Raw genomic sequence first — 25,296 nt, forward strand, 5'->3', positions numbered from 1 at the left:
TTAATAGAGAATAATCATGCTACAGCATAACGCAGAACTCAAAAGTAAAATCAACCAACTTTGGGACAAGTTTTGGTCCGGTGGTATCTCAAACCCCCTGACGGCAATCGAACAAATTACCTACTTACTTTTTATGAAGCGTTTAGATGAGCTAGATCTAAAGAAGCAGGTGGATGCTGAATGGACTGATGAGCCTTATAAATCAAAGTTTGAAGGTAAGTGGGTACCACCAGAGTTACGCAGTACAGTTCCTGACAATGCTTCTGAGTCAGAGAAGATTGAGTATCGTGCTAACGACGAGAAAAAGCATGGTATCGATAGAAGGGAGCTACGCTGGAGTCAATTTAATAAAAAGCCAGCGGAACAAATGCTGCAGCACGTTCAAACCAAGGTTTTTCCCTTTCTAAAAGACTTGAACGGGGCAGATTCGAATTTTACTCACCACATGAAAAATGCTGTGTTTATTATTCCCAAGCCATCCCTATTGGTCGAAGCGGTAAAAATCATTGATGAAATATTTGTCATCATGGAGAAAGATGCTGAGCAAGGACAAAACTTTCAAGATATCCAAGGTGATGTATACGAGTTTCTACTATCTGAGATTGCTACTGCGGGTAAAAACGGTCAATTTCGCACTCCTCGTCATATCATCAAACTTTTGGCAGAGTTAGTTCAACCACAGCTTGGTGATAAGATTTGCGATCCAGCATGCGGTACTGGTGGTTTCTTGCTTGGCGGTTACCAATACATTGTTACTCAACTTGCTCTCAAAGCTGGTACAAAGAATTTGCTCCCTGATGAAGACGGTTTTATTCGAACGTCAGTGGCTTCTACTTTAACGCCTGACGCTCAAGCGATACTAGATACCAGTTTATTTGGCTTTGACATCGATGGCACTATGGTACGTTTAGGTTTAATGAACCTGATGATGCATGGAATTAATGAACCACAAATTGACTATAAAGATACGTTAAGTAAAAGCTTCGAGGAAGAAGGCCAATACGACATCATCATGGCTAACCCACCTTTTACAGGTAGTATTGATAAGGGGGATATCAATGACCGCTTTCAATCTGGGACCACTAAGTCTGAATTATTATTTTTAGAAAACATCTACCACTTGCTTAAAGTTGGCGGCACTGCTGGCGTAATTATACCCCAAGGGGTACTGTTTGGTACTGGAAAAGCTTTCCAGTTCGTCCGTAAATTGTTGCTTGAACGTTGTGATTTTAGAGCTGTTATAACTATGCCTAGTGGTGTATTTAAACCCTATGCTGGTGTCAGTACTGCAATATTGATTTTCACCAAAGTATGGGGACCAAAGGACAAAGTGAGCACGCCTGCTACTGAGAATGTTTGGTTCTATGATATGGAGGATGACGGTTACAGTTTAGATGATAAGCGTAATAAAAAAGACGATTGTGGTGACTTGCAAGATATTGTTGCTCAGTACCATACTCGTAATGAAAAAAGGTTAGATGAAAAAGGTGAATCCCTTGAATGGGATAGAAACCAAAGGCTTTTTGCGATCCCTCGAACTGAAATTGAAATGAATGGTTATAACCTTAGTTTCAATCACTATAAAAAAGAAAAACTTGATAAGGTTCATCATGAAGCACCAGACGTTATTCTAGAACGACTACTGTCGGCTGAAGTTGGTAATGTTTCTGATAGCGACTTAGTCAAAATAGAAAGTGGTATTGTAAAAGAGTTGGTGGTATTACGAGGTATGATCAGTGATTGAGATCGAACTTGGTTCTGTGGCCGAAGTCTCAGCGGGTCAAAGTGCTCCTAAAAAAAGTGAATTTTCAGAAAGCGGTACTCCATTTATTCGAGCTGGCTCTCTTAAAGGACTTATAGAAGGTCAGTCAGAGAGCGAATTTGAGCTTATAAGCGAAGAAACTGCAAAAATCAAAAAGTTAAAACTATATCCGAAAGGCTCTATTCTTTTTGCAAAAAGCGGGATGTCGGCAACCAAAGGGCGTATTTATTCACTTAAAAGCCCAGCTTATGTTGTTAGTCACCTGGCGATTCTGCTGCCAAAAGATAATATTGACCAATCATACTTAAGATTAGCATTAAATTATTTTTCTCCATCTAAATTAATTAGGGACCCTGCTTATCCTTCGATTAGTCTAAAAGATATAAAAAAATATAGAATCCCAGTACCTTCTAATATAAACGATCAAAAACGTATTGCTTATTTGTTGTGTAAGGTAGAGTCCCTTATTCTTCGACGAAAAAATCAGTTACAAGAATTAGATGAACTGCTTCAGAGTGTGTTTTTTGAGATGTTTGGCGATCCAGTTCAGAATAATAAGCAGTGGAATAAAAAACCTTTAGGTATGCTTCTTTCTCAAATCGATAGTGGTTGGAGTCCTAAATGTGAATCAGTACCAGCCAATAACGACCAATGGGGCGTTTTGAAACTTGGAGCAGTTACATCTGGTGTGTTTAAGCAAGATGAAAATAAGGCAATGCTGTCTAATGTTGCACCAAAGGTTCAGCATGAAGTAAAGGCTGGTGACTTACTTTTTACTCGAAAAAACACTTATGAGTTAGTTGCTGCAACCGCTTTTGTACATGAAACACGTTCTAAACTTCTTCTACCGGACTTAATTTTTCGTCTTGTTATTGAAGATGAAAATGAAATTAATCCGATCTATTTATGGAAATTGCTTTCATATCCTTCTCAGCGTAAAAAAATACAAAGTTTGGCAGGTGGGGCTGCTGGCTCTATGCCTAATATTTCCAAAGCCAATTTAAATTCGGCTTTGATTCCGGTTCCTGATATAGATTTACAACTTAAATTTTCTGAAGTTGTTAATAAGATTGAAGAGATAAAAAATTCTTATAAGGTGAGCCTTAAGGACCTCGAACTGTTAAGCGAGTCATTAAGTCATAAAGCATTTAAGGGTGAGTTGAATTTAAGAAATATACCTTTAACTGAAGTGTTTGATGATAAAGAAGAACTAGTGGAGATTGTTGAAGATAAGCCTCAATTTATAAGTAAAATAGATCAGGGTTTGGGGAATTTATCTGCTAATCCACTGGAAAAAATTGATCATTTCTCTAAGCAATTGGAGCAAATAAACCGTATTACTAAGCCATTTGAACAGATTGATAGCCTCACAAGGCCGATCGAACAAATTACAAAACGTTTAGAAACTATTGCTCTACCTAAAATGATGTTGGATTTTAGTAAGGATAAAATACGTCAAAAGTGGTTAATTAAACTTTTAAAGGATTTTTTAACAGACCATGATACAACGTCCTTGTCTCTGCAAGATTTTTGGGAGTCAGCACAAAACTGGATCAGTAACTTTACATCAGAAGATGGTGAAAACTATTGTTTTTCAATAGAAGACTATGAAGTATATAAAGATTTTATTTTTAGCGAGCTTCGAAATGGTGTGCTCCTCCAAGAATATGAAGAAGTGTCGAATGGTATAAAATTCAAGGTGAATAAGAAATGAAATTAATTCGCCTTAAGATAACAGACCCAACGGGCTTTCGCAGTTTACAAACGGGGTTTGAGCATGTTTTTCGTTCGGAATGGACGCTACAAGATGAATCCTCTGACTTACCTCAGTTTAGTGAAAAAGGCTTCGCACCTTTTGTTTGTGCGGGACCCAATGGTAGTGGTAAGTCTAATCTTCTAGAAGCTTTAGCTGCAATATTCTATCACTTGGAATGCATGTATTTAGATAACCTTCCGCAGACATTTGGGTATGATGAAGAGACTAATGATACTGGTTTTAGAAGTGACATAGCTAATCCTGATGGCTTTGAAATTGAGTACTTGATGCCGATTGGAAGTAGTGATTTTCGAATAAATGCGCATGTATTAATCACGAAGAAATCAGGTGAATCGCCAAAAGTGCAATGGTTAAACCGTGAACAACTGTATAAAGACCATAATCCACTATCACCAGATGAAATTAAGCTGTTACTTCCAGACTTTGTATTAGGTTATTCCTCTGGTGAAAACGAAGTACTGAGTTTACCTTTTTTCAAGATGAGGTTTATTCAATTTGATGAGTATTGGAGTGCATTAAGAGATCAGCTTCCTTATTCTGGCAGTCCAGAAACACGCATGGCTTATATGGACAATTCGTATAGCCAAGCGATTCTGCTTTGTAATTTGCTATATGATGAAGTAGGAGCGAGAGAGCTTTTTGAGTTTGATATGGGGTTAGGTGCATTGCATGAGTTTCGTATTGTCATCAAACGTCGTATTGATATTAGCTTGGAGCAAGCTAACTTGTTTGGACTGAAACATCCTGCTCTGGCTGTCGATGAGGAACACAATAGGTACACACTAAACCTTGTTGATTTGTTAGAAGCAGATGAAGACTCTTCAGATAGATTTGATCCTATGATCACTAGATTAAAGCGATGTGCTACTTGTTTCTTTGTAGATGAAGAAACAGATACGTTATATCTGGACTATTGTGTCAATAGTGCGACCAGAGAGGCTTTTGCTGAAAATTTCAGTTTTGAAGTTAACAAATCACCTATCGAATTGTTTCAAGCTTTTCAGGTCTTGTTGTCATTGAACTTGTATACGGTTAGCAATCAAATTAAATCTGATTTATATAAATCAGATAGTTTATACGTTAATGAAACAGTACCCACGTTAGCTTCTGATCAACGAATCATGCGTTTTAAGAACTTTTGGTTTAACAAAGAAGGTATACAAGAGCCAGTTTTGCTTAAATCTTTGTCTGATGGGGAACATCAGCTATTACATAGCCTTGGGCTGTGCCTGCTATTCAAGGACACTAATAGTTTATTTCTATTAGATGAACCTGAGACACATTTCAATCCTGCATGGCGATCTAACTTTATTAGTCGGTTAAGGTCATGCTTTCCAGAAAAGAATAAAGAGCAAGCGAGCCATGAGATGTTAATTACGACGCACACACCGTTTTTAATTTCTGATAGCGAGCGTCATAAGGTTATGGTTTTTGAGAAAGATCCTGAAAGTAATCAGGTCACTATCCAGCATCCTAAATATAAAACCTTAGGAGCATCAATAAACAAAATAACCATCGAAACGTTTGGAAAGCACGAGACGATCGGCGGCTATGCACAAAAATTATTGGATGATTTCAAAGAAGAATTTAAAAAAGAAGGGGTTAATATTGATAGCTTGTTAAAGCGTATTGATAATAGACTCGGCGATTCTGTTGAAAAGCTCTTACTCATGAAAACGATTATGGACAGTTTAAAGGAGCAGGACTGATGCTCTTCCCGTATCAATTTTTAGACCATAAAATGAACACAATGCAAGAATACATCCAGTTCATTTTAGAAGATGTATGGTGTATTGCTATAGATGGTATGGACTATGAAATCGATACTTTGTTTGCTGCTAAACCTGACCTAAGGGATATGATAAAAGAGCTCGATATTCATGATGTTGAAGTTAAAGGAGCTAAGAACTTTCTTGGCCCTTTAAACTCTCTTTTTGAAAAGTTCAAGCTGTTAAATGGTGTCCAAAAGCAGCAGTTTAAGGATTGGTTTACCCTTAATAATGATATTAAGAGGCTTTGTGAAGATGGTGACCAGTGTACACCTGCTACTTATAAAACAGTTAAGGAGCTATATCCAGATGAACAGTATCCTGGTTTAGTCAGCGAGCTTGAGAAGTTTTATAAAAATATTTACTCAGGCGATTTTCTAAAGCTAGCATCAGTTAGAGATCGAATAGGTCTCATCGCGGATCATAATTTGAAATTTACTCAGTTGAATGATCGAGATGTCTGCCCATTTTGTGGGTTGTCGGGTATTTTAAATCAGTTTACTAAACCACGAGAAGCTTATGACCATTACTTCCCAAAAGGTAAATATCCATTTAACAGTATTAACTTCCTTAATTTGGTCCCAGCCTGCCCACATTGCAACAGCAGCTATAAATTAGTCAAAGACCCCAATATAGAGAAGCCAGATACCGCTAAGGCTAAGGCAAAAAATCCTTTACGAGTTCCTCGCAAGGTTTTCTATCCTTACGCAAACCATACGAATCTGATTAGTTTATCTTTGTCTATCAAAACGCAAGATTGGAAAAAATTAGAAGCTACTGACGTAACTCTAAGCATGGGCCCAGACTCTATTCAACAAGAGCTTGATACATGGGATGATTTGTACGGAATTTCTGAACGCTACAAAGCAGAATGTTGCTCAAAAAACTCAGGTAAGGCATGGTTATCGGAAGTATTTGAACGCTCTAATAAGCTTAAGTTATCGACTAAGCAGTACGTAGAAAATATCGAACTGGATACAGAACTCGATCCTTTTGTAGATAAACGATTTTTAAGAAGGTCGTTTTTAATAGCATGTAACAAAGCTGGGCTTTTTGATATACAAAATAGTGATTAGCTTCACAAAATTGACATGTATGACAGAGTGTATATTCCCGAAAGTCGACTTGCCATAAGTTATTGACTTTCAATAAGATAACTAGGTAATTCGAATCCCTCACTCGCCACATTCTAAAGCCCCAGCAGAAATGCTGGGGCTTTTTCGTTTCTGATTTTCACAAAACATCTAGTTTTGAATAAGTTCGCTCGCTTTCTTCATTGCCTCTTTGGTTGAACATTCCACCACGTTCGCGTTGACAAAACGATGGGCATCTTTTACTTGAATATCGTGAGCTAAGATAACCAGTTTGGCATTAGCAACGTCTAGGTCTGTAATGCGGTTCTGAATACCGTTTTGACCTTGAGTTTCTACCTTAATCTTAATTCCAGCCGCAGCGCCTGCTTTTTCTAGTGCCTTGGCTGCCATAAAGGTATGGGCAACACCGGATGGGCAGCAAGTGACTGCAACAATATCGTACTCGCCTTCGCCTGCTACTGGAGCCGCTTGAGTTTGCGCTGGTGCTTCTTGTTCGATTTCGTCTTCTGACTCTTCCGCTACTGGTTTCCAGAAGCCAACAATTAAAGCCGTTGTTAATGAACCAAGAGCAATGCCCACTACATACATTGGGATGTTGCTTGAAACTGGCGCAGTGATTAAACCGCCCCAAGGTGCATGCAGTAGAACATCGGTTAAGAATCCAAATACACAGCCCACGATACCGCCAGCCACGATGGAAGGAAGCACGCGCATTGGGTCGTTGGCAGCGAATGGGATAGCCCCTTCAGAGATACCGATAGAGCCCATGATCGCAGCAGCTTTGCCCGCTTCTTGTTCTTGTTTGGTGAATTTCTTCTTAAATAGAAAAGTGGCTAGTGCCATACCCAGCGGAGGCGTACAAATAGCAATACCAACGCCGCCCATCAGCCATGGTTGAGTATCAACCTGTGTTTGTGCAAATAGGGTCGCTACTTTGTTGATTGGACCGCCCATATCAAACGCCGTCATACCGCCAAGAATGGTACCAAGTACAACTTTAGAAGCGCCTGCCATTGAAGCCAAGAACTCGTTCATTGATGCCATAAAGATCTTGATTGGCTCACCAATGCCCCAAAGAACGATACCTGCAGAGATTAACGTGCCGATAAGAGGGTAGATAAAGTAGGCACCTAGCGCGGTCATATTGGCAGAAAGAGGGATTTTCTTCAGTTGGAAAACCACGCCACCTGCGATAAAACCTGCCACAATACAGCCTAAGAAACCGCCGCCCATATCCGCCATGATGCCAGAAGAGATCATCGCAGGTGCAAGCGCTGGTTTATCGGCAATAGAATAACCGATGAAACCACCGAGAATAATTGGGAACAGGACTAGACCTTTAATGCCGATGTTTGAAATATCAGCGAGTAAACCATCTGCTGGGACTGCTCCTTTACCTGATGCCATTACTGCCAGTGCGAGCAAGACACCGCCCGCGACAATAAATGGCAACATATGTGAGGTACCAAATAGAAGATGTTGCTTTAGGGTACTGAGGTTTTTTTTAAGATCGCTACTATTAGCAGCTTGAGCGGTTATTGTACTCATATCTAATTTACCTTATGAATTAATTAAAATATCTAAGATCTGATGTTCATCTTTTGCTTTTATAATATTTTCTATAAATTCTTCGCTGAACTTGCCAAATAGCTCTTGAAGAACGTAGATATGATGGTCTGCACCATTATCTGGTGAGGCAATCATAAAAAATAGGGTTGGGTTAATACCGTCTTCGTCATCGTAATCAATGCCAGTTGGTTTGATGCCAACAGCAATAGCAGGCTCCAATACGGCGCTGCTTTTCGCGTGAGGGTAGGCGATGCCATCCATCGATGTGACGCTAAGTGCTTCGCGAGCCTTGATATCTGCTAGGAAGTTATCCAGATTATTAATGCGCTGGTTGTCTGCCAGTAATTGAGCAAGCTCTTCGAATACTTGTTGTTTATTTGTCGCGGATAATTGCTTTTTAATTAAATTGACATTGGTTAATTGTGTAATCATTTCTAAACTCACGAATGCTTTTCGATGAGTTAAAATTAATCCATTGCTGCTATCGTCGAAATAGCAAAAATAAGGCTATAGCTATACTTTTGTACCGGCTAAATTTAATTGTGATTGGCGTCATTACTATTTCGATAAACGCCTATTTCTCCAGATAGAAAAAAGCCCCACGATGGTGAGGCTCAATAAAGTGATTGGATTAATTTAGCTGTATGCTCGTGCCACTCGTCCTTGGCAGGAGAGCGTGTAATTGCATGTATTCGCCGCAACAAACACCGAGTCGCCAATAGCTATTTGGCATGTTTCTCCATTGTTATGCGTTAAGGTCATTGGTTCGTCTAGTGGTAGTAGAATCTCAGCGCTGGTCGCTGTTAGGTGACGGTTATCAGAGTTATGAAGGATCGCAAACTTAAAGTCATCAACTGGCACCTCAAAGCTTTCAATTCCTGCGTCAATTGAGGGCGCTAGTTTTAGGCTATGCTTTGGTTTTGAGACAAACTGAGTGCACGAGACAAGCTCTTCGACATCGATATGCTTAGGTGTCAGTCCTGCTCGAAGTACATTGTCAGAGTTCGCCATGATCTCTAGCCCAGTGCCATGCAAGTATGCGTGAGGCGTCTGCGCGTCTAGATACATCGCCTCTCCTGGTTGTAAGGTAATGACGTTAAGCATCAAGGGTGCAAATAGTCCAACATCGTTCGGGTACTGTTTTTCCAATTCGGTAATAAGCGCATACACAGGTTCTATAGAGAGCTTGGCTTTGACCATCAACATGGTGAGTGCCATCTCTTTTTGTTCACCTTGTAAGGAAAGTATCCCAGAGAAGAAACTCGCCAATCCGTGTGAATTTGGCTCTTCGGTGAACGCTTCAAGTAACCAATTAAGCTCTGGAATGGCTAACTGGGTGAAGTTCTCAATGATCTCTTCGATTGGTCTAAAGCCATTCATAGCTTGGTATTGGGTAAGGGCGTACACCAATTCTGGTTTGTGGTTGGGATCTTTGTAATTACGATGGCTCGCAGTCAATGGTACCCCTAGCTGTTGCTCTTTAGCATATCCAGATTCTGCTTGGGCTTTGCTCGGGTGGACTTGTATTGATAGAGCTTGCTCTGCCGCTAGGATCTTAAATAGATACGGCAGCTCGCCAAATGTGTTGGCGGTTTGTTCCCCAAGGTAGTGCTGTGGGTTACTGGCGATAAGTTCAGAAAGCTTGACTGAAATACCTTGGCTCGTAACCAACGAGCAGCCATTTGGGTGGGCGCCCATCCACATTTCTGCTTGCGGAGCAGATTCTGAGTTGCTGATTCCAAACAGCTGATTCAGTGACGTTTTACTGCCCCAAGCGTAGTTTTGAATCACGTTCTTCATTGGAAAGAAGGCTTGGCACAGCTCTAAGTTAAGATTTTTAGTCTGGTCAAAAGCAGGAACCGCTGTGGTTGAAGTGTACTGTTCACTGGCAACAGACGTTGTGAGTTCTGGCATTGCATTCACCATAGGGAAAGAGTGGCTTGAGGGAGCTCAAGCCACTAAGCGTTAAAGGAGATAAGCGTTAAAGGAGAAGGGTTAAGCTGCTGCGGTAACCAGTTTTTCTTTGCGTAGCTTTTTAAGCGTGATACAGGTCAGTGCGGTAACAGCAGTACCAGCAGCCATGCTCACGAGTGCAAGAAGCGGGTAGTTCATTGCACCAAGAAGCGCGACGACTGGACCGCCGTGTGCGACGCTGTTGGTGATGCCAAACGAGAACGCCATAACAGCGGCGACCATAGAGCCAAGAACATTGGCTGGGATGACCGACATGGGATCTTGAGCTGCAAATGGAATCGCGCCTTCAGAGATACCAACCAAGCCCATTGCGCCAGCTGCTTTACCTGCTTCAATTTCTGAAGATTCGAACAGCTCGAATTTACGGCCCAGAGCAGTTGCCAATGCCATACCAAGAGGTGCTACAGGGATTGCACAAGCCATCGCACCCATAAACTGAGTTTGACCACTGGCAATCATGCCGACAGAGAATAGGAACGCGACTTTGTTGAAAGGGCCGCCCATGTCAAAGCCAGCCATGCCACCTAATACAATGCCAAGCAATACCACGTTACCTGTGCTCATTGAGGTCAGAAGGGCTGTTAAGCTATCCATCAGTCCGGCAATCGGCGCGCCAATAACAAAGATGAATAAGCCAGCAATAAATAGCGAGCCAGTGATGGGAGCGATCATGATAGGCACAAGTGGTTGGATAAACTTGTGGTAGTTGATCGAGGTGACCCATTTAACGAAGTAGCCGACAAGTAGGCCAGCAACAATCGCTCCGATGAACCCAGTTCCAGCCTCTGCGCCATAGAAAGAGCCATTATTGGCAATCCAACCACCGATAAGACCTGGAGCAAGAGCTGGTCGGTCTGCAATGGCGTAAGCAATATAGCCAGCAAGAATCGGGATCATTAACGTGAAGGCGACCACACCCACTTCTAGGATTTGGTTCCACATGCTGCCGGCAGGAATCGCCATACCGGACTCAGTTGGTTCACCGCCTATTGCTAGGGCTAGCGCGATCAATAGGCCGCCAGTGACAACAAATGGGATCATGTGAGACACGCCATTCATCAAAAAGCGGTACAAGTCAGAGCGAGCCTGAGAAGCTTTATCTGCGACAGAGGAATCATTGGTTTGAGTGTCAGCGTGATAAGTCGGCGCATCTAACGCCTGTGTGATCAAGCCCGGTGCATCTTTAATCGGTGCCTTTACATTGGTTTTTACAACGCGTTTCCCTGCAAAGCGCGCCATATCAACCTGTTTATCACAGGCAACAATAATGGCGTCTGCTCGGGCAATCTCTTCTGCTGTCGGGCTGTTCTTTACGCCGATAGAGCCATTCGTTTCGACTTTGATTTCATAGCCTAACTTGGCCGCTCCTTTCTCCAGAGCTTCTGCAGCTAAGTAGGTGTGTGCAACGCCCGCCGGACACCCTGTCACTCCGATAACAAAACCATTGGAGGTATCGCTAACTACTTCGTTTTGAGTCTGTTTTTGCAGTAGCAGTTCTAACGCTTGTTGGTTTGATGTCGCGCTTAAGAAACGTTCAATGAAGCCCTCTTCAATCAACTTAGAAGAGAGTTCTGCCAGTACTTCGATGTGATGATTGTCACCGCCATCTGGAGAGGCGATCATAAAAAAGAGTTTTGATGGCAATCCATCTTCTGCGCCGTAATCGATACCTGTACGGTGAACGCCAATAACGACAGCGGGTTCGATAACTGCAGCACTTTTGGCATGAGGGAGGGCTACGCCTTCTTCAAACCCTGTATTGCCTAGCTCTTCGCGAGCCTTGATATCGGCGAGAAATTGCTGCTTGTCGGTGATTCTACCCTGTGAATAAAGTACCTCGATTAGCTCGTGAAAAACCTCTTCTTTGGATTGCGCTTTAAGATCGAGCGCAATCAAATTCTCATTGATGAGTTTGGTGATCATTGTGAACCCCTAATAATTTTATTGTTGTATCAGGGGTATTTTGGAAGCTGTGAGAAAGAGTCTGTAGTGAAGAAAAAATGCATTTACTAGAAGATTGTAACTGTATTTTCGAGGTGTGATTTAGATCGCCGGATGAGTCAGGTATAACACTGGTTTGAGAAGATTTAGCTCATTTAAAACAATGGTTTATGAGGGTTTATTGGCTTGTCTACTCTGTCGATTAGAAGTTGGATAACTATAAATTTATTGCCATGGCTGGATTTTTGTACCATTAATCTTAAATTGTGATTTTGCTCAATAGCGCAAAGTCTCTACTAGCGGTATACCTATGCGCGTAGCACACGCGCGATTTATTGAGAGTATCCAAATGGTATTTCATGACTTAATTTCATCGGTACTCGGTGAAAGAGAAGCTTTTCATCACATATGGTTTGCTGGAGATTTTCACACGCCACCGGAATGCAGTTATCAGGTTAATTTTCCTCGCTTGGAGTTGGTGCTTGATGGCGAATACATTAATGAAATGGAAGATCATGAGCGTAAAGTCACTCAAGTTATCGCTAAGGCTGGAGACGCGATCTTTATTCCGCCGAACTGCTGGAACAAGCCTGATTGGGATACCAATTGTTCGGTGTTGAGTATCCTGTTTGGCCGACGTCAATTGGGCTTAAGTTTAGTTAGCAAGCGTAAAGGGGAAACCAACTTTTACGACATCCAAAAGCACAGTATTCAGACGCGTTCTGGCTTCGCACTCGATAACATTCTTGAGGCGCTGAGTTCGCTTGCACGAGAAAATGCCAAAAAGCCAATGGATGAGCTGCTGTTGCAGGCGTTGTTGCAATACTGCAAAACCATGTTAGATACGCCATTAGAAAAGTCTCACAACCGAGTTCAGGATCTTTATCAGGGGATCTGTATCTACATTCAGGAGAATTTCCACCGCCAGATCACCCGAGACAGTATCGCCGCTCGATTTAGCATCTCTGCCAATCACTTATCGCGATTGTTTCGCCAACAAGGGCACATGACGTTAGCAGACTACATCACTTGGGTCCGAATTGATCGAGCGAAATTCATGCTCAAGAAATACAATTTTAAACTTAATGAAGTGTCGGTTAGGTGTGGCTTTAAGGATGTGAACTACTTTTGTCGAGTATTCAAAAATCGCACTGGCAGAACCCCATCTGACTATCGCGGATCAATCTAGCGGTTATGTAATTAAGCGTGACATGGAATACATCAGCAGGGCTTGAAGATCGATACTGCTTTTTGTCATTAAGAGACGTTCTGCAAATTGGCCGCAGAGTAGGTTTCTGGTCAAATTGGTTGCGGTAATTATTTGATCGCGAGTAGGGGATGAAGGCATCACCAGTGCTATAGCTAAGTGAACCTGTCCCACTTTAGAAGCCCAATCAATCGGTGTATCACTGCTTATTACGGCGATGTTGATCTCATTGATGCCATCGAACATCACATGAGGTAAGGCTATGCCTGACGTTACGCAGGTTGACGAACGTTCTTCTCTTTTGATGAAGGCAAGGATCAGATCATCGGCTGATTGAGGGTAGATAAGCTGAGCCAACCCTTTTAAACATTCAAACTTGGACAGTTCGGTATGAGCCTTAGCATAGTACCAATTGACTGCACTTGGCGTTTTTAGCTGCGGTAATCGCTGTGCTAACTGATTGGAAAACTCATAATTAATGTTAGAGCCGACTAAGGCATAGTGCTCAGAGATGACATCTTTGAGCACAAAGCAGGCGAGTTCGGCATCGATACCAAAAGCGGTAATCTGACACAAATCCCCTTCGACCAATCCCGCTTGCAGTAAGGCAACAGATTTAGTGAGGTCAGCACTACGATTGCGCGTGATGTTGATAATGCGTATGTTGCTTTTGAACTTTTTCGCAAGACTACACAGCGGTTTAGTGGCGTGAGCACTGGCACCGGAGTCATTAACAAGAAAGGTAATTTGATACTCTGTCATTAGCAGCATTATGCTCGGCAGTGGAGGATAAATACTTTATCAACGTTAATCAGTACGTCTTCAATGGGGATTCTTACACAAGGTAACCCATCAAATCTGCTCGATTGCTCAATCTCTATATCCGAGACAATTAATACCCTGTCGGCACAAGTAATATCATGGGGAGTGAGTTGATTTTCGATCCCCATTGCACCTTGGGTCTCAACTTTAATTTGCACGTTATGTTTTGGCGCAGCTTTCTTTAGTGCATCTGCTGCCATGTAGGTGTGTGCAATACCTGTTGGACAGGCAGTGACAGCAATGATTTTCATAGTAATTCTCTGTGGCTATTTTCGCGGATATTAGCATAGCAGCAGCAGATTGCCTTGGTTCAAAGCGATAAATTGAAAGATGGGCTTCACACTTTTATTCGAGTGTTACAATAATCCAGTTAAAGCCGTTTTAGTCCTATATATTGGGCAAGGCTAGGTGACTAATCTATAGTCGAGCGCGAGTAAGGCAAGGTAAGAAATAATGGATATTACAAACCTGGTTCAGGCGGAGACGATATGTCTCGACCTAAAAGCAACCACCAAAGAAGAAGCGCTCAAGGAGTTGGTGGAGTTACTCGATGCTGCCGGAAACCTTGCCGACAAATCGCAATTTATTGCCGATTTATGGGCTCGCGAAGAAATTGGTAATACGGGTTTTGAAGATGGTATTGCGATTCCACACGCCAAAAGCTCTGCGGTGGCTAAGCCCGCTGTTGCGGTAGGGATAAGCCGCAATGGGATTGACTATGGCGCTGAGGATGGAGAGCTTTCGGACGTTTTCTTTATGCTCGCTTCCCCCGATGGAGACGACCACCATCATATTGAGGTTTTAGCGCAGCTTTCCAGTAAGCTGATTGAAGAGGAGTTTATCCATCAGCTAAAACAAGCGCAAAGCGTCGAGGCGGCGTTGCAGCTGATTACTGAAAGTACCCCCGAGCCATTTTTGGATCAGGATTACCTCGCGCAAGATGCACGCTTAGAGCCGATGAGTCCTGTCAAAAGGCACTTAGCTCGTGTGAAAGAGCATTTATTGTTTGGCACTTCTCATATGATCCCGTTTATTGTCGCGGGTGGGGTTCTCCTTTCACTGTCGGTGATGATGACAGGCCATGCCGCACTACCAGAGCAGGGAATTCTGGCTGATATGGCGCACATGGGAATCGCGGGTTTAACGCTTTTTACCGCGGTACTGGGTGGATACATCGCGTATTCAATTGCCGATAAACCTGGACTGGCACCGGGAATGATTGGCTCTTGGGTAGCGGTTGATCAATACAATACCGGGTTTCTCGGTGCTATTGTCGTCGGTTTTTTTGCCGGCTACTTTGTGTTGTTGCTCAAGCAGATTAAGTTGCCAGATAGCATGAGCTCACTAGGAAGTATCTTCATTTACCCGCTCGCAGGGACATTTGCCACTTGTGGGTTAGTGATGTGGCTAATAGGCGCTCCGATTTCCGCAACCATGAACGCATTGAACCTGCTTTTGACTGATATGGCAGGCTCAGGAAAAGTGGTGCTTGGAACCGTTCTTGGTGCAATGACTGCATTTGACATGGGTGGGCCAGTCAATAAGGTGGCGACGCTCTTTGCCCAAACACAAGTTAACACCCAGCCTTGGCTGATGGGTGGCGTTGGCATCGCAATTTGTACGCCTCCTCTTGGCTTAGCCTTAGCAACACTTATATCGCCCAATAAATTCAAGCGTGACGAACGTGAGGCCGGAAAGGCCGCTGGCATTATGGGCATGATTGGGATCAGCGAAGGGGCGATTCCGTTTGCAACCGCTGACCCTGCGCGTGTTCTTCCTGCCATTGTTGCTGGTGGTATTGTCGGTAATGTGACGGGCTTTATGTTCCATGTCATCAACCATGCCCCTTGGGGAGGTTGGATCGTACTTCCAGTTGTCGATGGCAAGTTGGGCTATATCGTCGGAACCGTTGCGGGCGCACTCACGACGGCGTGTATTGTTATTCTATTGAAAAAAACGGTCCGAGAAGATGAAGAGTATGACTCGTTTCGCCGCGCATACTCTTCAGTGCAAACAGAGGGGGAAGCCGATGTACTTGCGGTGACTTCATGTCCTTCCGGTGTTGCCCATACGTTTCTAGCGGCTAAATCATTAGAGAAAGCAGCCTATTCTATGGGCATAAAAATTAAAGTAGAAACCCAAGGCGCAGATGGCATTAACAACCGCATCACCGAGCTAGATATCGCGCGAGCAAAACTGGTTATCTTCGCTCATGACGTGGCAATAAAAGAGCCAGAAAGGTTTAGCAATATTGCGATTATCGATGTTAGTACCAAAGATGCCATGCACAATGCGGCAGCGTTGATCAAATCGAAACGAAATTTAGTCAAATAGTTCCCCCGAACTATTTATGCTCCAAGCTCCATCATCCGATGGAGCTTTTTTCTTATCTGATGGGGCTTACATCTATCAACTCGGGTTATTCGACTTTAAATTGCTGAACCAATCCTTTCAGCTCAGACATTGAGTTCGATAGCTCTTGGCTCACCCTAGCGGAAGAATCTGCCTCTTGGCTGACCGACTGACTCACGTCTCGTATATTGGTGACATTGTGACTTAACTCTTCAGCAACCCCGCGTTGTTCCATTGCGGCTTCAGAGATGCGGTTACTTATCTCATCTATGCTGACGATGTGAGTAATGATCTGCTCCAGCACGGTCACGGTATTGTTGACTTGTTCTGCGGTCTGTTGAGCATTTTCGTTCCCTTTTTGCACCGCAATAACCACCTCATTGGTGCCCGTTTTTAGCTGATTGATCACTTCGCGAATCTCACTGATTGAGTCTTGAGTTCTTCCTGCCAGTGTCCGAACTTCATCTGCAACAACAGCAAAGCCTCTGCCCTGATCTCCGGCACGGGCTGCTTCGATCGCCGCATTCAGTGCCAATAGATTGGTTTGTTCAGCAATGCTTTCAATGACCACTAGAATCGAGGTAATGTTTTCACTGTTTTGCGCCAGATTGTCTGCGACAGGCACAGCCGCACTTACCTCCGCAACCAGAGATTCCATGGCGTGAGTGGTAGAGTCGATGACGATTTTCCCTTGTTCGGCCGCATCGTTAGCCTCTTTGGCTGAATTTACCGCTTGGCTGGCACTGTTGGCGACTTCTTGTGCCGTCGACGCGAGTTGAGCAGACGCACTGGCGACCAGATCAATTTCGGAAAATTGCTGCTGCATTCCTTGGTTGGTACGTTGAGAGATACTTGAAGCTTCTTCAGCATTGAGTTTTGCTCCGGAAACCGAGGTCGAAATCTGTGTCACAATGCCTTGTAGCTTGCTCACAAACTGGTTAAAACCAGAGGCGAGGGCACCGATTTCGTCATTACTATTTACTGTCAAACGTCGGGTTAAATCACCTTCACCACCTGCGATATCTTCTAAGCTCCGAGCAACCACGCGTATTGGGCTGACTAATTTGGCGGCGAGTAGAGCATTTAGTATCAGTACTGTGACGGTAATGAAGACCCCAATTAGAAAGATATTTGCTACCGACTCACGGTTCGCTTGATTTAACGTCTTTTCTAGTTCGAGTGCTTGTTGCATCACGTCTTGTCGTGGCACATCAAAAACGAGGCCCCAAGGTTGCGAGTTGGCTGATAATTTAACGGGGATTTTGGCACGCAGCGTCTCACCGTTATCCTCCCAATTGACGGAATAGGCAGGTTGGCTAAGCCAGCTGAGAAGTGCTTGAGAGTCAGTGATGTTGGTCTCGGATAAGTGAGTCCCCACTAGGCTTTGATCCGCATCGTAGCCGACGACATACCCACCATGACTGAGCAATAATACTTGACCGTGGCCTGAGAACATATTTTGGTCGGCCTGCGTGATTAGGGTCTGAATTTTATTTAACCCAAAATCAACGCCTAGCATACCGATAAGCTGCCCTTTGGATTGAATGGGCAGAGTAAGCGAGGTCATCAGTATTTCTTCGTCACCCACAGTATCTAGGTATGGGTTAAGAACGCAGGCATTTCGATTGCGAATAGAGCAGGCATACCATTCATTGATAGGGGTATTGCTTTCGTCGAGTTCGGTATCATTGATATCTTCTTCGAGCAGAACCTCAAGCTCTACGCTGCCATCACTTGAGCGAGCCCAGTAAGGCGCAAATCGACCGGCTTCGTTGGACGCGGCTTCTTCACTATCGACGTAATACACATCACTGTTATCAAGTGCCTCTGTTTCTGACACCACGTATAGACCTAACATCTCGCTGTGGTCACTTACGGTTTTTTTGATGATTTGATTAAGGAGAGGCCGTAGTGAATCGGAGTCGACTAACCCTTGGTCAGTATTTTCTTTTAGTGAAACAATGTTTTTCACCAGCATATCGGCTCGATCAAAGGAACCGTCAAAGAAGCTTTGCATTTTCAGCGATTGTTGATTTGCAAGTTCGCTGATGTACTGCTCGGCAGACTGTTTTAGGTTGTGTTCAGTTTGGCGACGGACGAGCTGTTGTGCTTGGTCACTGGCGTACAAAAATGACACCATCAATGCCGAAGCGGTAATAATTAGGCTACCCCCGGCGGCGAGCAGAAATTTCCAACGTACGGACAAATTGCCAAAGAGACCGACGGATTGCGTGTCTTTCATAGCGCATCTCACTTTACTTCTTTCTGCTAATGATAGTAAAGCTAGTGCTATTCACCACTGTTGTTAAGGATAAGGAGTAGGCTTGTAAAGTTGAATTGCCAATGGGAAGAAAGGTGTGTCAGTGACCTAACTGACTCACCGTGAGTTCTGTATATCCCGTCTGCGGATCTGCTTGGCGGCTAAAGGTTAAGTTGTGATACTGGTGAATGATCAGTTCCGCAGTGGTATCGATCAGGCAACCTACCATCAAATGACCACCGACAACTTCCCCGCTTTGTTTTGCAACCGAGATGTGGATATGTTGATGATTGGGCGTAAGTGTACCCATTACCGAGACGATCTCTACGGGCTCGTTTAATTCGAGAGTTTGCGTTGCGCCAGCCAAGCGGATCTTTAGGTGAGTAAAGCACCCTACACAAGAGGCGATGGTACCTGCACTGATATTATGTTCCGTGACCAAGTGTTGAATGCATTGCTTAAGGTCATCGCCTTTGGTGAGGCGAACCGCTATTGGAGTGATCAATCTGTGCCTATCTATTGTTATCAGGAAAGAGGTTAGTTTACCGAGTATCTTTTTACTGGTTTTCCACTTTGCTCGTTGCTGGTGGATTGTTCTGCTTGGTATTGATCAATGCTGTGCCACTTTAATGCCCCATTGAGTTCGTAATCGTTAGCAGCAGCGCAGATCATGTAATACTCATCGATTTGGACGATAGCGCCATCAGAGTACGCTTTATCTTGGTAGTAACAAACGCGCTTGCCCACTTCTCCGGCGTTGATTCCGATGATCGGCTTAGCAGGAGTTGAGATGACATTGGCAGACACAGGTAGAGCCAGTGCAGCAACTAGTACTATCATGTAGGACTTCATTTTTGTTCTCCGAAGCGTTGACCAAACTTACGTTCGTATCGTGGCAGCATGCTTTCATTACCAAGCAAACCTCCCTGATGAACATAAATGATGCTCTTATCTTGATTCTCTTTATACCATGATTGTAGACACTGCCACATCATAGGATCGTAGAGAAGGTCGAACTCGATATCGGTCTCATCAAGTAATTGCTGCCAAATTCGATAATCTTGTTGATACAGTTTACCGAAATGATGTTTTGTTTCTAACTCTAGTATCTGTGGAAAATCGTTCTCGCCTAGCTCTTGAAACTGTTTGATTAAGTACTCTTTTCCGCCCACGCATGGACAAGTTAATACGGGGATAGAGTGGGGCTTCAAAAACTTATGTAGATAGAGGGCTGTTGCCCCAGTACCCGCAGGCAGTGCAACAACAAATTGGTGATTGGACTCATATCTTGTCCAAGAGAGGATTTCACTTGCGAGTTGCTTAACTCCTTGTTTAGCAAGCTTTGACCGTCCCCCTTCAGGCAAAAACAGGCAAGAATTGTCTGGCTGACGAATCTGCTCGATATACTCTAGCGGATGAAGGTGGTATTCCGCCGTAGGGATGATATTAGCCCCTAACTCTAATGCGCCTCGATAGTTGCCAAGTGGGTTGTCATCTAACCAATGAGGGATGCGGTCGACATAAAACTCTAGCTGCCAACCCTTAATCGCAGCAAGCGCTGACAACGAGTAAAGCGAATTCGACTGAGTGCTGCCGTAACTTATCAGTGTTTTAATGGTCGGATAATCTTGCTCAAGCACAGCCATAAATTTGCGTGCTTTATTACCACTAAAATGGCTGTGCAGTTGATCATCGCGTTTTAGGAAAAACGGTATCTCTGCAAACTGGTGCTGTGTGATGGGCGTATTGGCGAGCTTCATAAAAATCGATCGTGAAAATTTGGCCGCCTATCTTAACGGATTGGCGACCATGAGTATCAATCTAGATCAAAATTTTATAGTGGCGCAACAACCGCGGTTTTGATGATTGGTCAGTTCAAAGTGCCATTGGTAGCGTCGACAGAGGTCGTCGACAATCAGCAGCCCAAGTCCATGTCCTTCTGAGTCTGGAGAGTCCGTGAGCCCCGGGCCGTCGTCAATCACCTTAATATGCTCGGATGAAACCTCGATATCGATTCTGCCATGATCAGAGGCGGCAATGGCATTACGAACTAGGTTGCCCAGCACCATGTTTAGAACCGCGGGAGTTGCTCTTAGCTTAGGCTGCGCAAGGAAGCTCACATTGATGTCGAGATCTTTTTCTGCAGCATGTACCTTGTTGGCCGTGACGACGTTATTGATCTCTTCATGCTCGATGTTCCTCAGCGGCGCATCGTCGACATTGCGTTCGTAGCGTACGATAGAGAGCAAAGCGTCAACCATAGTAATCATCTCTAACGTCGCGTCTTCGATACGCGAGATCTGTCGATGCTGAAACTCATCCGGGTTAGAGCGCGTAAGGAGCTTGTTTGCCCCTTTTACCACAGTGAGTGGCGTTCTTAGTTCATGACTAGCATAACGAGCAAACGCTTGTTCTCGCTTTAAGGCAAGGTTAAGTTCATTACGATATTGATTGAGGTGGGTCGTCAGTAGCTGGAACTCTTCGGCTGCTTCATGATGTATTTCAAAGGCTTTGGTAGTGTCACCTGATAGCTCATTAAGCTGTTTAGTGATGTCATTAACGGGCTCAATCAAGCGCCTAGAAAGGCGAAACAACAGCGCGCCAAACGTAAACATCAGCAGAGAAACAAAGCTGATGACGATGATACCTGAATACAGAATTTCCTCGTTGCCAAACTCAACTTTGTCGATCAAAGAGAGCAGTACGATGGTTTTTTGCTCGCCATTATCTGAATAGTAACCTTTGTAAACCATATGTCCGTGAGGAGAAAGCAAAGAGCCCACTTCTCCGAGAAAGGTTACGTGGTTTTCAACATAACCTCGATATTCTTGGGGGACTAAATCCGCGTCGTTGTAGGCAACAGTGAGTGAGTCGAGGCGGATTTTTCCTTGTTCTCCAGCTAGAAAGCGCTCAACGGCACTATCGCGGTCAATAAGAATGCGGCGTTCACCTACTCGATCCTCCGACCATTGCAACGCAAGGTAGAAGATGAGAAAGGTAACAATCCCGATGACGCAAGACATACCAGTAAAAAATACCGCAAGCCTTCCTGTGAGCGTTTGGGTATTGGAGAGAAAACCGTTTGGCATCAGATGTCCTCTAAGCGAAAGCCAATTTTAGGGATAGTGGTTAACATCGGCGCATGAAAAGGCTTATCGAGCTGGTTGCGTAGCTGATAAATATGGCTGCGCAGAACATCGTTGTTGGGTTCGCTTTCTTGCCACAGCTTTTCGGAGATCTCTTGTCGAGTCACGACCTCAGGGGCGCGCTGACAAAGCATCTCTAGAATCGTGTAAGTGGTCGGGTTTAAGGCCAATAGCTTATCTTGGCGATAAGCTTGGCGAGTTCTCTGGTCGATCTTCAAACTGCCAAATTGTAAAACGGAGCTAGCGACTTGGCCCTTGTAGCGTTTGATCAAAGCGTGGATGCGCGCTTCAAGAATCTCTAAATCAAACGGTTTCGTCAGATAGTCATCGGCACCATGTTTAAAGCCGTTAAGCATATCGTCTCGATTATCAAGCGCAGTCAGCATCAGCACAGGTGTGTTAACGCCAGTTTCTCTTAGCTTGTTGCACACGGTCAGACCGTCCATTCTCGGCAGCATGAGGTCGAGCAGTATTAAGTCAAAAGTGCCTTCCAGTGCCAGTTGCAGACCTAGTTCGCCGTTGTCTGCGTAATCGAGTTCCATTCCTTCACACTCGAAGTAATCAAACAAGATACCCGCAACCTCTCGGTTATCTTCAACCAGTAATACTCTGTTCATCGCACACTCTCATTTTATGGGGCTTTATGATCTCAATGACGCCGTGAAAAAAACGTGAACAACAAGCTTTTCACACCCTCGTTGATAGATTCGATCGCAACACAGCAGTTCACTTGAGCTGCGTTTGAGAATTTAACCCAAATAGGGGGCCATATGGGAATTGTAACCTCAGTGCCACGTCATACTCAGTCACCAGTCACTCTTAGCGTTGTTGTCCCTTACTTCAACGAGCAAGAGGTGCTGCCTGAACTGCACCAACGACTAAGCTCTGTTTTAGACAGCTTGGCTGACACCAGTGAGATCATCTACATCGATGATGGTAGCACAGACAATAGCTTAGCAATTGTGGAAAGCTTCACCAGTCGTTCTTCATCGATTCAGAGTGTGTCGCTAAGCCGTAACTTTGGTAAAGAAGCAGCCATGAGTGCAGGACTAGAACACTGCCATGGTTTAGCGGTAATTCTCATTGACTCCGATCTTCAAGATCCGCCTGAGCTAATTCCTCAAATGCTAGATAAATGGCGCGAGGGTTACGATGTGGTCAATATGCAAAGAGCAGAAAGGCTCGGTGAAACGTGGTTTAAACGTCAGTCTGCGGCTGTGTTTTATCGCCTTCTTAATTCGATGGTCAAATCTGAGATCCCTGAAAATGTCGGAGATTTTCGTCTTTTGTCGAGAGAAGTTGTTGATCATATTAATCGTCTCCCGGAGAGAAATCGTTACATGAAAGGGATCTTCGCTTGGCCGGGATTCAAGCAAGCAACGATTCAGTTTCAACGCGATGCACGATTTAGCGGCGAAACGAAGTGGAATTATCTCAAGCTGATCGGTTTAGCCGTTGATGGTATTACCTCTTTCTCAATTCGTCCTCTTAGGATTGCCACAGTGCTTGGAAGCTTGATTGCAGGGGGCGCATTCATCTATGGCGTGATGATCGTGATTAAAACACTGCTGTTTGGTGATCCTGTCACCGGTTATCCGTCAATGATGGTTGTGCAACTGGCACTAGGTGGCATTCAGCTTCTCAGTATAGGTGTATTGGGCGAATACATTGGTCGAATCTTCATTGAAACCAAACAAAGGCCACTCTACCTAGTGCAGTCGGTCAGTGAAAAACAAGCAAGGCACCAAGTACAAAAAAGGGAGAAGCGGGCGTGAGTTTTAACCGAGTTCACTTATGGGCGATTTTAGGCGCGGCACTCTTGATTCGACTGCTGACTTTAGGCGCTTATCCACTTATGGATACCACCGAAGCCAGATACGGTGAAATGGCGCGGTTAATGATTGAGACGGGCAACTGGATTACGCCTCAATTTGACTATGGCGTGCCTTTCTGGGGCAAGCCGCCATTGTTTACATGGATGAGTGCAGTGGGTATCGAAACGTTCGGTATCAACGAGTTTGCCGTTCGAGTTCCCCATTGGATGGCTGGTATATTGATTTTGCTGTTTATGGGCTTGTTTGCCAAACGGGTAGGTTACAACGGCTTAATCACGGCACTGGTCTTAGCAACCTGTGGGATCTTTTCAATTGCTGCAGGCGCGGTAATGACGGATATGGCGCTAACCCTAGGCATGACCATCGCCATGCTTGGTTTCTATTTATGCTGGCTTAGCTATGAGGAAGATAAGCCCAATAGGGGATGGGGCTACATTGGTTTTGTCGGCTTAGCGATCGGCTTATTGGCTAAAGGGCCGCTTGTGATTGTGTTAATGGGGCTTGCTGTCGTGCCTTGGCTTGTTTTGCAGCATGGTTTCACTCAGGCGCTAAAAGTGCTTTGGCAGCGTTTCCCGATCGCAACAGGGACACTGCTGATGCTAATCATTGCCTTACCTTGGTATGTGTTGGCAGAACGTGCAACTCCGGGCTTTATCGATTATTTCATCGTAGGTGAGCACTTTAAGCGCTTTCTAGTCAGTGGTTGGGAGGGCGATCTTTACGGGACAGCACACAATGAAGTTCGCGGCACTATCTGGTTGTTCTGGCTATATTCCGCTGCGCCTTGGTCAATTGTGTTGCCGATTTTACTGTGGAAAAAACGTCGCAGTTTGAAATCAAGGATCAAACCTAAAAATGGCATTGTTAGCTTCTTACTGTTTTGGATGGTAGCGCCTTTGGTTCTATTTACCTTCTCAGGAAATATTCTGCCCGCTTATGTGCTGCCGGGTGTGCCAGCGATTGGTTTGCTGATGTCGATTCTGGTTTCGGATCTAAAACAAGATAAAAAGTGGTTTAAGGTCACCGCGAGTATCGTACCCGCATTACTGGTGATTGCGGTCGGATTTATTCATTTAGATGCCGGGGATAAACGTAGCGACAAAGTCATTCTTAGAATGGCTCAGCCTGACGTCGCGACCTACTATGTTGGCTCACGTCCTTTCTCCGGTCAGTTTTACAGTTCTGGTCAGGCAAAGTTACTCAGTGATGAATCGGAACTGAATGCCTTGTCTCAGGTGCAGCTGATTGGTGAACGCAATGCAGTAGATAAACTGGTTAAAGAAAAGCTATTAAGCTGCATTATCGAGTTTACCGCAAAGAGTCGTCGCTCATTGTATCGTTGTGGTCAACAGTCATGAACAGCAAGTTTTTTCGCTTTGCAGTGATTGGATGCATCGGCTTTATCGCCGATGCTTTGGTTTTTTCGGTTCTGTTTTATCTTGCAGACACGCCAATTATGGTTGCCCGTGCAATGGCGTTTGTGTGCGCCGCGACGGTGACATGGTTTGGTAATCGCATCTTCACTTTTCAAAACACAGAACAAAAAGTGGTTCGGCAATGGATCAAGTTTATGTGTGGAGCGAGCTTTTCTGCCTTGCCAAACTTCTTGGTGTTTAAGCTGTTGTCATCTGTTTTAGGAGAAGCAGGACTTGGGCCAGTGATCGCCTTAGTTGCTGGGGTACTGGTAGGGATGGTGAGTAATTACTTGCTAAGTTCTCGTTGGGCTTTTGCTCAGGTTGGTATTAAACGCGCAGAATAAAAAAAGCCCAGAGCAATCAGGCTCTGGGC

Annotated in this window: 21 protein-coding genes; 9 read left to right on the forward strand and 12 right to left on the reverse strand. The window is 44.2% G+C overall.

The features are described 5' to 3' along the window. Nucleotides 1–16 precede the first annotated feature (16 nt). Genes IX91_RS05530 through IX91_RS05545 form a run of 4 tightly spaced genes read left to right on the forward strand, consistent with a single transcriptional unit; the run spans nt 17 to nt 6,384 of the window. On the forward strand, nt 17–1,744 hold the full coding sequence (locus IX91_RS05530; protein WP_004745829.1) for a type I restriction-modification system subunit M: 1,728 nt from the start codon (nt 17–19) through the stop codon (nt 1,742–1,744). Then, nucleotides 1,737–3,476, forward strand: coding sequence for a restriction endonuclease subunit S (locus IX91_RS05535; protein ID WP_004745828.1), 1,740 nt, complete (start codon nt 1,737–1,739; stop codon nt 3,474–3,476). The genes IX91_RS05530 and IX91_RS05535 overlap by 8 nt, the downstream gene beginning before the upstream one ends. Then, on the forward strand, nt 3,473–5,248 hold the full coding sequence (locus IX91_RS05540; RefSeq protein ID WP_004745827.1) for a restriction system-associated AAA family ATPase: 1,776 nt from the start codon (nt 3,473–3,475) through the stop codon (nt 5,246–5,248). Before IX91_RS05535 ends, IX91_RS05540 begins: the two co-directional genes overlap by 4 nt. A 41-nt stretch (nt 5,249–5,289) precedes the next feature. Further along, nucleotides 5,290–6,384 (forward strand): HNH endonuclease, encoded by a 1,095-nt coding sequence (locus IX91_RS05545; protein WP_236642860.1) that lies wholly within the window; start codon nt 5,290–5,292, stop codon nt 6,382–6,384. Between the two features lie 168 nt (nt 6,385–6,552). Here the strand turns inward: IX91_RS05545 and IX91_RS05550 are convergent, their stop codons facing one another. The 4 genes from IX91_RS05550 to IX91_RS05565 all read right to left on the reverse strand — a co-directional run bounded on the left by IX91_RS05550 (nt 6,553) and on the right by IX91_RS05565 (nt 11,868). Further along, nucleotides 6,553–7,950 (reverse strand): fructose-specific PTS transporter subunit EIIC, encoded by a 1,398-nt coding sequence (locus tag IX91_RS05550; RefSeq protein WP_004745825.1) that lies wholly within the window; start codon nt 7,948–7,950, stop codon nt 6,553–6,555. Between the two features lie 12 nt (nt 7,951–7,962). Then, nucleotides 7,963–8,403 (reverse strand): PTS sugar transporter subunit IIA, encoded by a 441-nt coding sequence (locus tag IX91_RS05555; RefSeq protein ID WP_004749760.1) that lies wholly within the window; start codon nt 8,401–8,403, stop codon nt 7,963–7,965. A gap of 204 nt (nt 8,404–8,607) precedes the next feature. Beyond that, complete coding sequence (gene manA / locus IX91_RS05560; protein ID WP_174329865.1) at nt 8,608–9,771, reverse strand: mannose-6-phosphate isomerase, class I; 1,164 nt, start codon at nt 9,769–9,771, stop codon at nt 8,608–8,610. Between the two features lie 195 nt (nt 9,772–9,966). Further along, the gene (locus IX91_RS05565) at nt 9,967–11,868 is read right to left on the reverse strand and encodes a PTS fructose transporter subunit IIABC (RefSeq protein ID WP_004745823.1); all 1,902 of its coding nucleotides are present in this window, start codon (nt 11,866–11,868) and stop codon (nt 9,967–9,969) included. Between the two features lie 367 nt (nt 11,869–12,235). Here IX91_RS05565 and IX91_RS05570 point away from each other — a divergent pair, with 367 nt between their 5' ends. Further along, nucleotides 12,236–13,075, forward strand: a complete 840-nt coding sequence (locus tag IX91_RS05570) for a helix-turn-helix domain-containing protein (protein ID WP_004745822.1) — start codon at nt 12,236–12,238, stop codon at nt 13,073–13,075. A 3-nt stretch (nt 13,076–13,078) separates the two neighbouring features. Here the strand turns inward: IX91_RS05570 and IX91_RS05575 are convergent, their stop codons facing one another. Continuing rightward, nucleotides 13,079–13,855, reverse strand: coding sequence for a PTS sugar transporter subunit IIA (locus tag IX91_RS05575; RefSeq protein WP_038197848.1), 777 nt, complete (start codon nt 13,853–13,855; stop codon nt 13,079–13,081). An 8-nt stretch (nt 13,856–13,863) separates the two neighbouring features. After that, nucleotides 13,864–14,166: a PTS fructose transporter subunit IIB gene (locus tag IX91_RS05580; RefSeq protein ID WP_004745820.1), complete on the reverse strand. Its 303-nt coding sequence runs from the start codon at nt 14,164–14,166 to the stop codon at nt 13,864–13,866. A gap of 202 nt (nt 14,167–14,368) precedes the next feature. Here IX91_RS05580 and IX91_RS05585 point away from each other — a divergent pair, with 202 nt between their 5' ends. Continuing rightward, complete coding sequence (locus IX91_RS05585) at nt 14,369–16,249, forward strand: fructose-specific PTS transporter subunit EIIC (RefSeq protein WP_004745819.1); 1,881 nt, start codon at nt 14,369–14,371, stop codon at nt 16,247–16,249. An 85-nt stretch (nt 16,250–16,334) separates the two neighbouring features. Here the strand turns inward: IX91_RS05585 and IX91_RS05590 are convergent, their stop codons facing one another. The 6 genes from IX91_RS05590 to IX91_RS05615 all read right to left on the reverse strand — a co-directional run bounded on the left by IX91_RS05590 (nt 16,335) and on the right by IX91_RS05615 (nt 22,290). After that, nucleotides 16,335–18,509 carry a methyl-accepting chemotaxis protein gene (locus IX91_RS05590; protein ID WP_004745818.1) on the reverse strand — a complete coding sequence of 725 codons (2,175 nt, stop codon included), beginning with the start codon at nt 18,507–18,509 and terminating at the stop codon, nt 16,335–16,337. 118 nt (nt 18,510–18,627) lie between these two features. Continuing rightward, nucleotides 18,628–19,032 (reverse strand): PPC domain-containing DNA-binding protein, encoded by a 405-nt coding sequence (locus IX91_RS05595; protein ID WP_004749764.1) that lies wholly within the window; start codon nt 19,030–19,032, stop codon nt 18,628–18,630. 32 nt (nt 19,033–19,064) lie between these two features. Beyond that, a complete protein-coding gene (locus IX91_RS05600) occupies nt 19,065–19,379 on the reverse strand; it encodes a DUF1496 domain-containing protein (RefSeq protein WP_004745816.1) in 315 nt (104 codons plus the stop codon). After that, complete coding sequence (locus IX91_RS05605; protein ID WP_004745815.1) at nt 19,376–20,287, reverse strand: 1-aminocyclopropane-1-carboxylate deaminase/D-cysteine desulfhydrase; 912 nt, start codon at nt 20,285–20,287, stop codon at nt 19,376–19,378. Before IX91_RS05605 ends, IX91_RS05600 begins: the two co-directional genes overlap by 4 nt. 66 nt (nt 20,288–20,353) lie before the next feature. Beyond that, on the reverse strand, nt 20,354–21,616 hold the full coding sequence (locus tag IX91_RS05610; RefSeq protein WP_004745814.1) for a sensor histidine kinase: 1,263 nt from the start codon (nt 21,614–21,616) through the stop codon (nt 20,354–20,356). Continuing rightward, complete coding sequence (locus tag IX91_RS05615; protein ID WP_004745813.1) at nt 21,616–22,290, reverse strand: response regulator transcription factor; 675 nt, start codon at nt 22,288–22,290, stop codon at nt 21,616–21,618. Before IX91_RS05615 ends, IX91_RS05610 begins: the two co-directional genes overlap by 1 nt. Before the next feature lie 153 nt (nt 22,291–22,443). Between IX91_RS05615 and IX91_RS05620 the strand changes: the two genes are divergently transcribed. The 3 genes from IX91_RS05620 to IX91_RS05630 are packed head-to-tail and all read left to right on the forward strand — an operon-like array spanning nt 22,444 to nt 25,267. Then, entirely contained in the window at nt 22,444–23,448 is a 1,005-nt protein-coding gene (locus IX91_RS05620) for a glycosyltransferase family 2 protein (protein WP_004745812.1), read from the forward strand. Then, nucleotides 23,445–24,866, forward strand: coding sequence for an ArnT family glycosyltransferase (locus IX91_RS05625; RefSeq protein WP_004745811.1), 1,422 nt, complete (start codon nt 23,445–23,447; stop codon nt 24,864–24,866). Before IX91_RS05620 ends, IX91_RS05625 begins: the two co-directional genes overlap by 4 nt. Continuing rightward, a complete protein-coding gene (locus IX91_RS05630) occupies nt 24,863–25,267 on the forward strand; it encodes a GtrA family protein (RefSeq protein WP_004745810.1) in 405 nt (134 codons plus the stop codon). The genes IX91_RS05625 and IX91_RS05630 overlap by 4 nt, the downstream gene beginning before the upstream one ends. The last annotated feature ends 29 nt before the right edge of the window (nt 25,268–25,296 follow it).

It is taken from the genome of Vibrio tubiashii ATCC 19109 (genome assembly GCF_000772105.1).
Taxonomy (GTDB): domain Bacteria; phylum Pseudomonadota; class Gammaproteobacteria; order Enterobacterales; family Vibrionaceae; genus Vibrio; species Vibrio tubiashii.

Bases quoted from the DNA above. Each gene is read 5' to 3' on its own strand.
- IX91_RS05530 (WP_004745829.1), top strand. From the start codon at position 17: ATGCTACAGCATAACGCAGAACTCAAAAGTAAAATCAACCAACTTTGG.
- IX91_RS05540 (WP_004745827.1), top strand. From the start codon at position 3,473: ATGAAATTAATTCGCCTTAAGATAACAGACCCAACGGGCTTTCGCAGT.
- IX91_RS05545 (WP_236642860.1), top strand. From the start codon at position 5,290: ATGCAAGAATACATCCAGTTCATTTTAGAAGATGTATGGTGTATTGCT.
- IX91_RS05550 (WP_004745825.1), bottom strand. From the start codon at position 7,950: ATGAGTACAATAACCGCTCAAGCTGCTAATAGTAGCGATCTTAAAAAA.
- IX91_RS05555 (WP_004749760.1), bottom strand. From the start codon at position 8,403: ATGATTACACAATTAACCAATGTCAATTTAATTAAAAAGCAATTATCC.
- manA (WP_174329865.1), bottom strand. From the start codon at position 9,771: ATGAAGAACGTGATTCAAAACTACGCTTGGGGCAGTAAAACGTCACTG.
- IX91_RS05565 (WP_004745823.1), bottom strand. From the start codon at position 11,868: ATGATCACCAAACTCATCAATGAGAATTTGATTGCGCTCGATCTTAAA.
- IX91_RS05570 (WP_004745822.1), top strand. From the start codon at position 12,236: ATGGTATTTCATGACTTAATTTCATCGGTACTCGGTGAAAGAGAAGCT.
- IX91_RS05575 (WP_038197848.1), bottom strand. From the start codon at position 13,855: ATGACAGAGTATCAAATTACCTTTCTTGTTAATGACTCCGGTGCCAGT.
- IX91_RS05580 (WP_004745820.1), bottom strand. From the start codon at position 14,166: ATGAAAATCATTGCTGTCACTGCCTGTCCAACAGGTATTGCACACACC.
- IX91_RS05585 (WP_004745819.1), top strand. From the start codon at position 14,369: ATGGATATTACAAACCTGGTTCAGGCGGAGACGATATGTCTCGACCTA.
- IX91_RS05590 (WP_004745818.1), bottom strand. From the start codon at position 18,509: ATGAAAGACACGCAATCCGTCGGTCTCTTTGGCAATTTGTCCGTACGT.
- IX91_RS05600 (WP_004745816.1), bottom strand. From the start codon at position 19,379: ATGAAGTCCTACATGATAGTACTAGTTGCTGCACTGGCTCTACCTGTG.
- IX91_RS05605 (WP_004745815.1), bottom strand. From the start codon at position 20,287: ATGAAGCTCGCCAATACGCCCATCACACAGCACCAGTTTGCAGAGATA.
- IX91_RS05610 (WP_004745814.1), bottom strand. From the start codon at position 21,616: ATGCCAAACGGTTTTCTCTCCAATACCCAAACGCTCACAGGAAGGCTT.
- IX91_RS05615 (WP_004745813.1), bottom strand. From the start codon at position 22,290: ATGAACAGAGTATTACTGGTTGAAGATAACCGAGAGGTTGCGGGTATC.
- IX91_RS05620 (WP_004745812.1), top strand. From the start codon at position 22,444: ATGGGAATTGTAACCTCAGTGCCACGTCATACTCAGTCACCAGTCACT.
- IX91_RS05630 (WP_004745810.1), top strand. From the start codon at position 24,863: ATGAACAGCAAGTTTTTTCGCTTTGCAGTGATTGGATGCATCGGCTTT.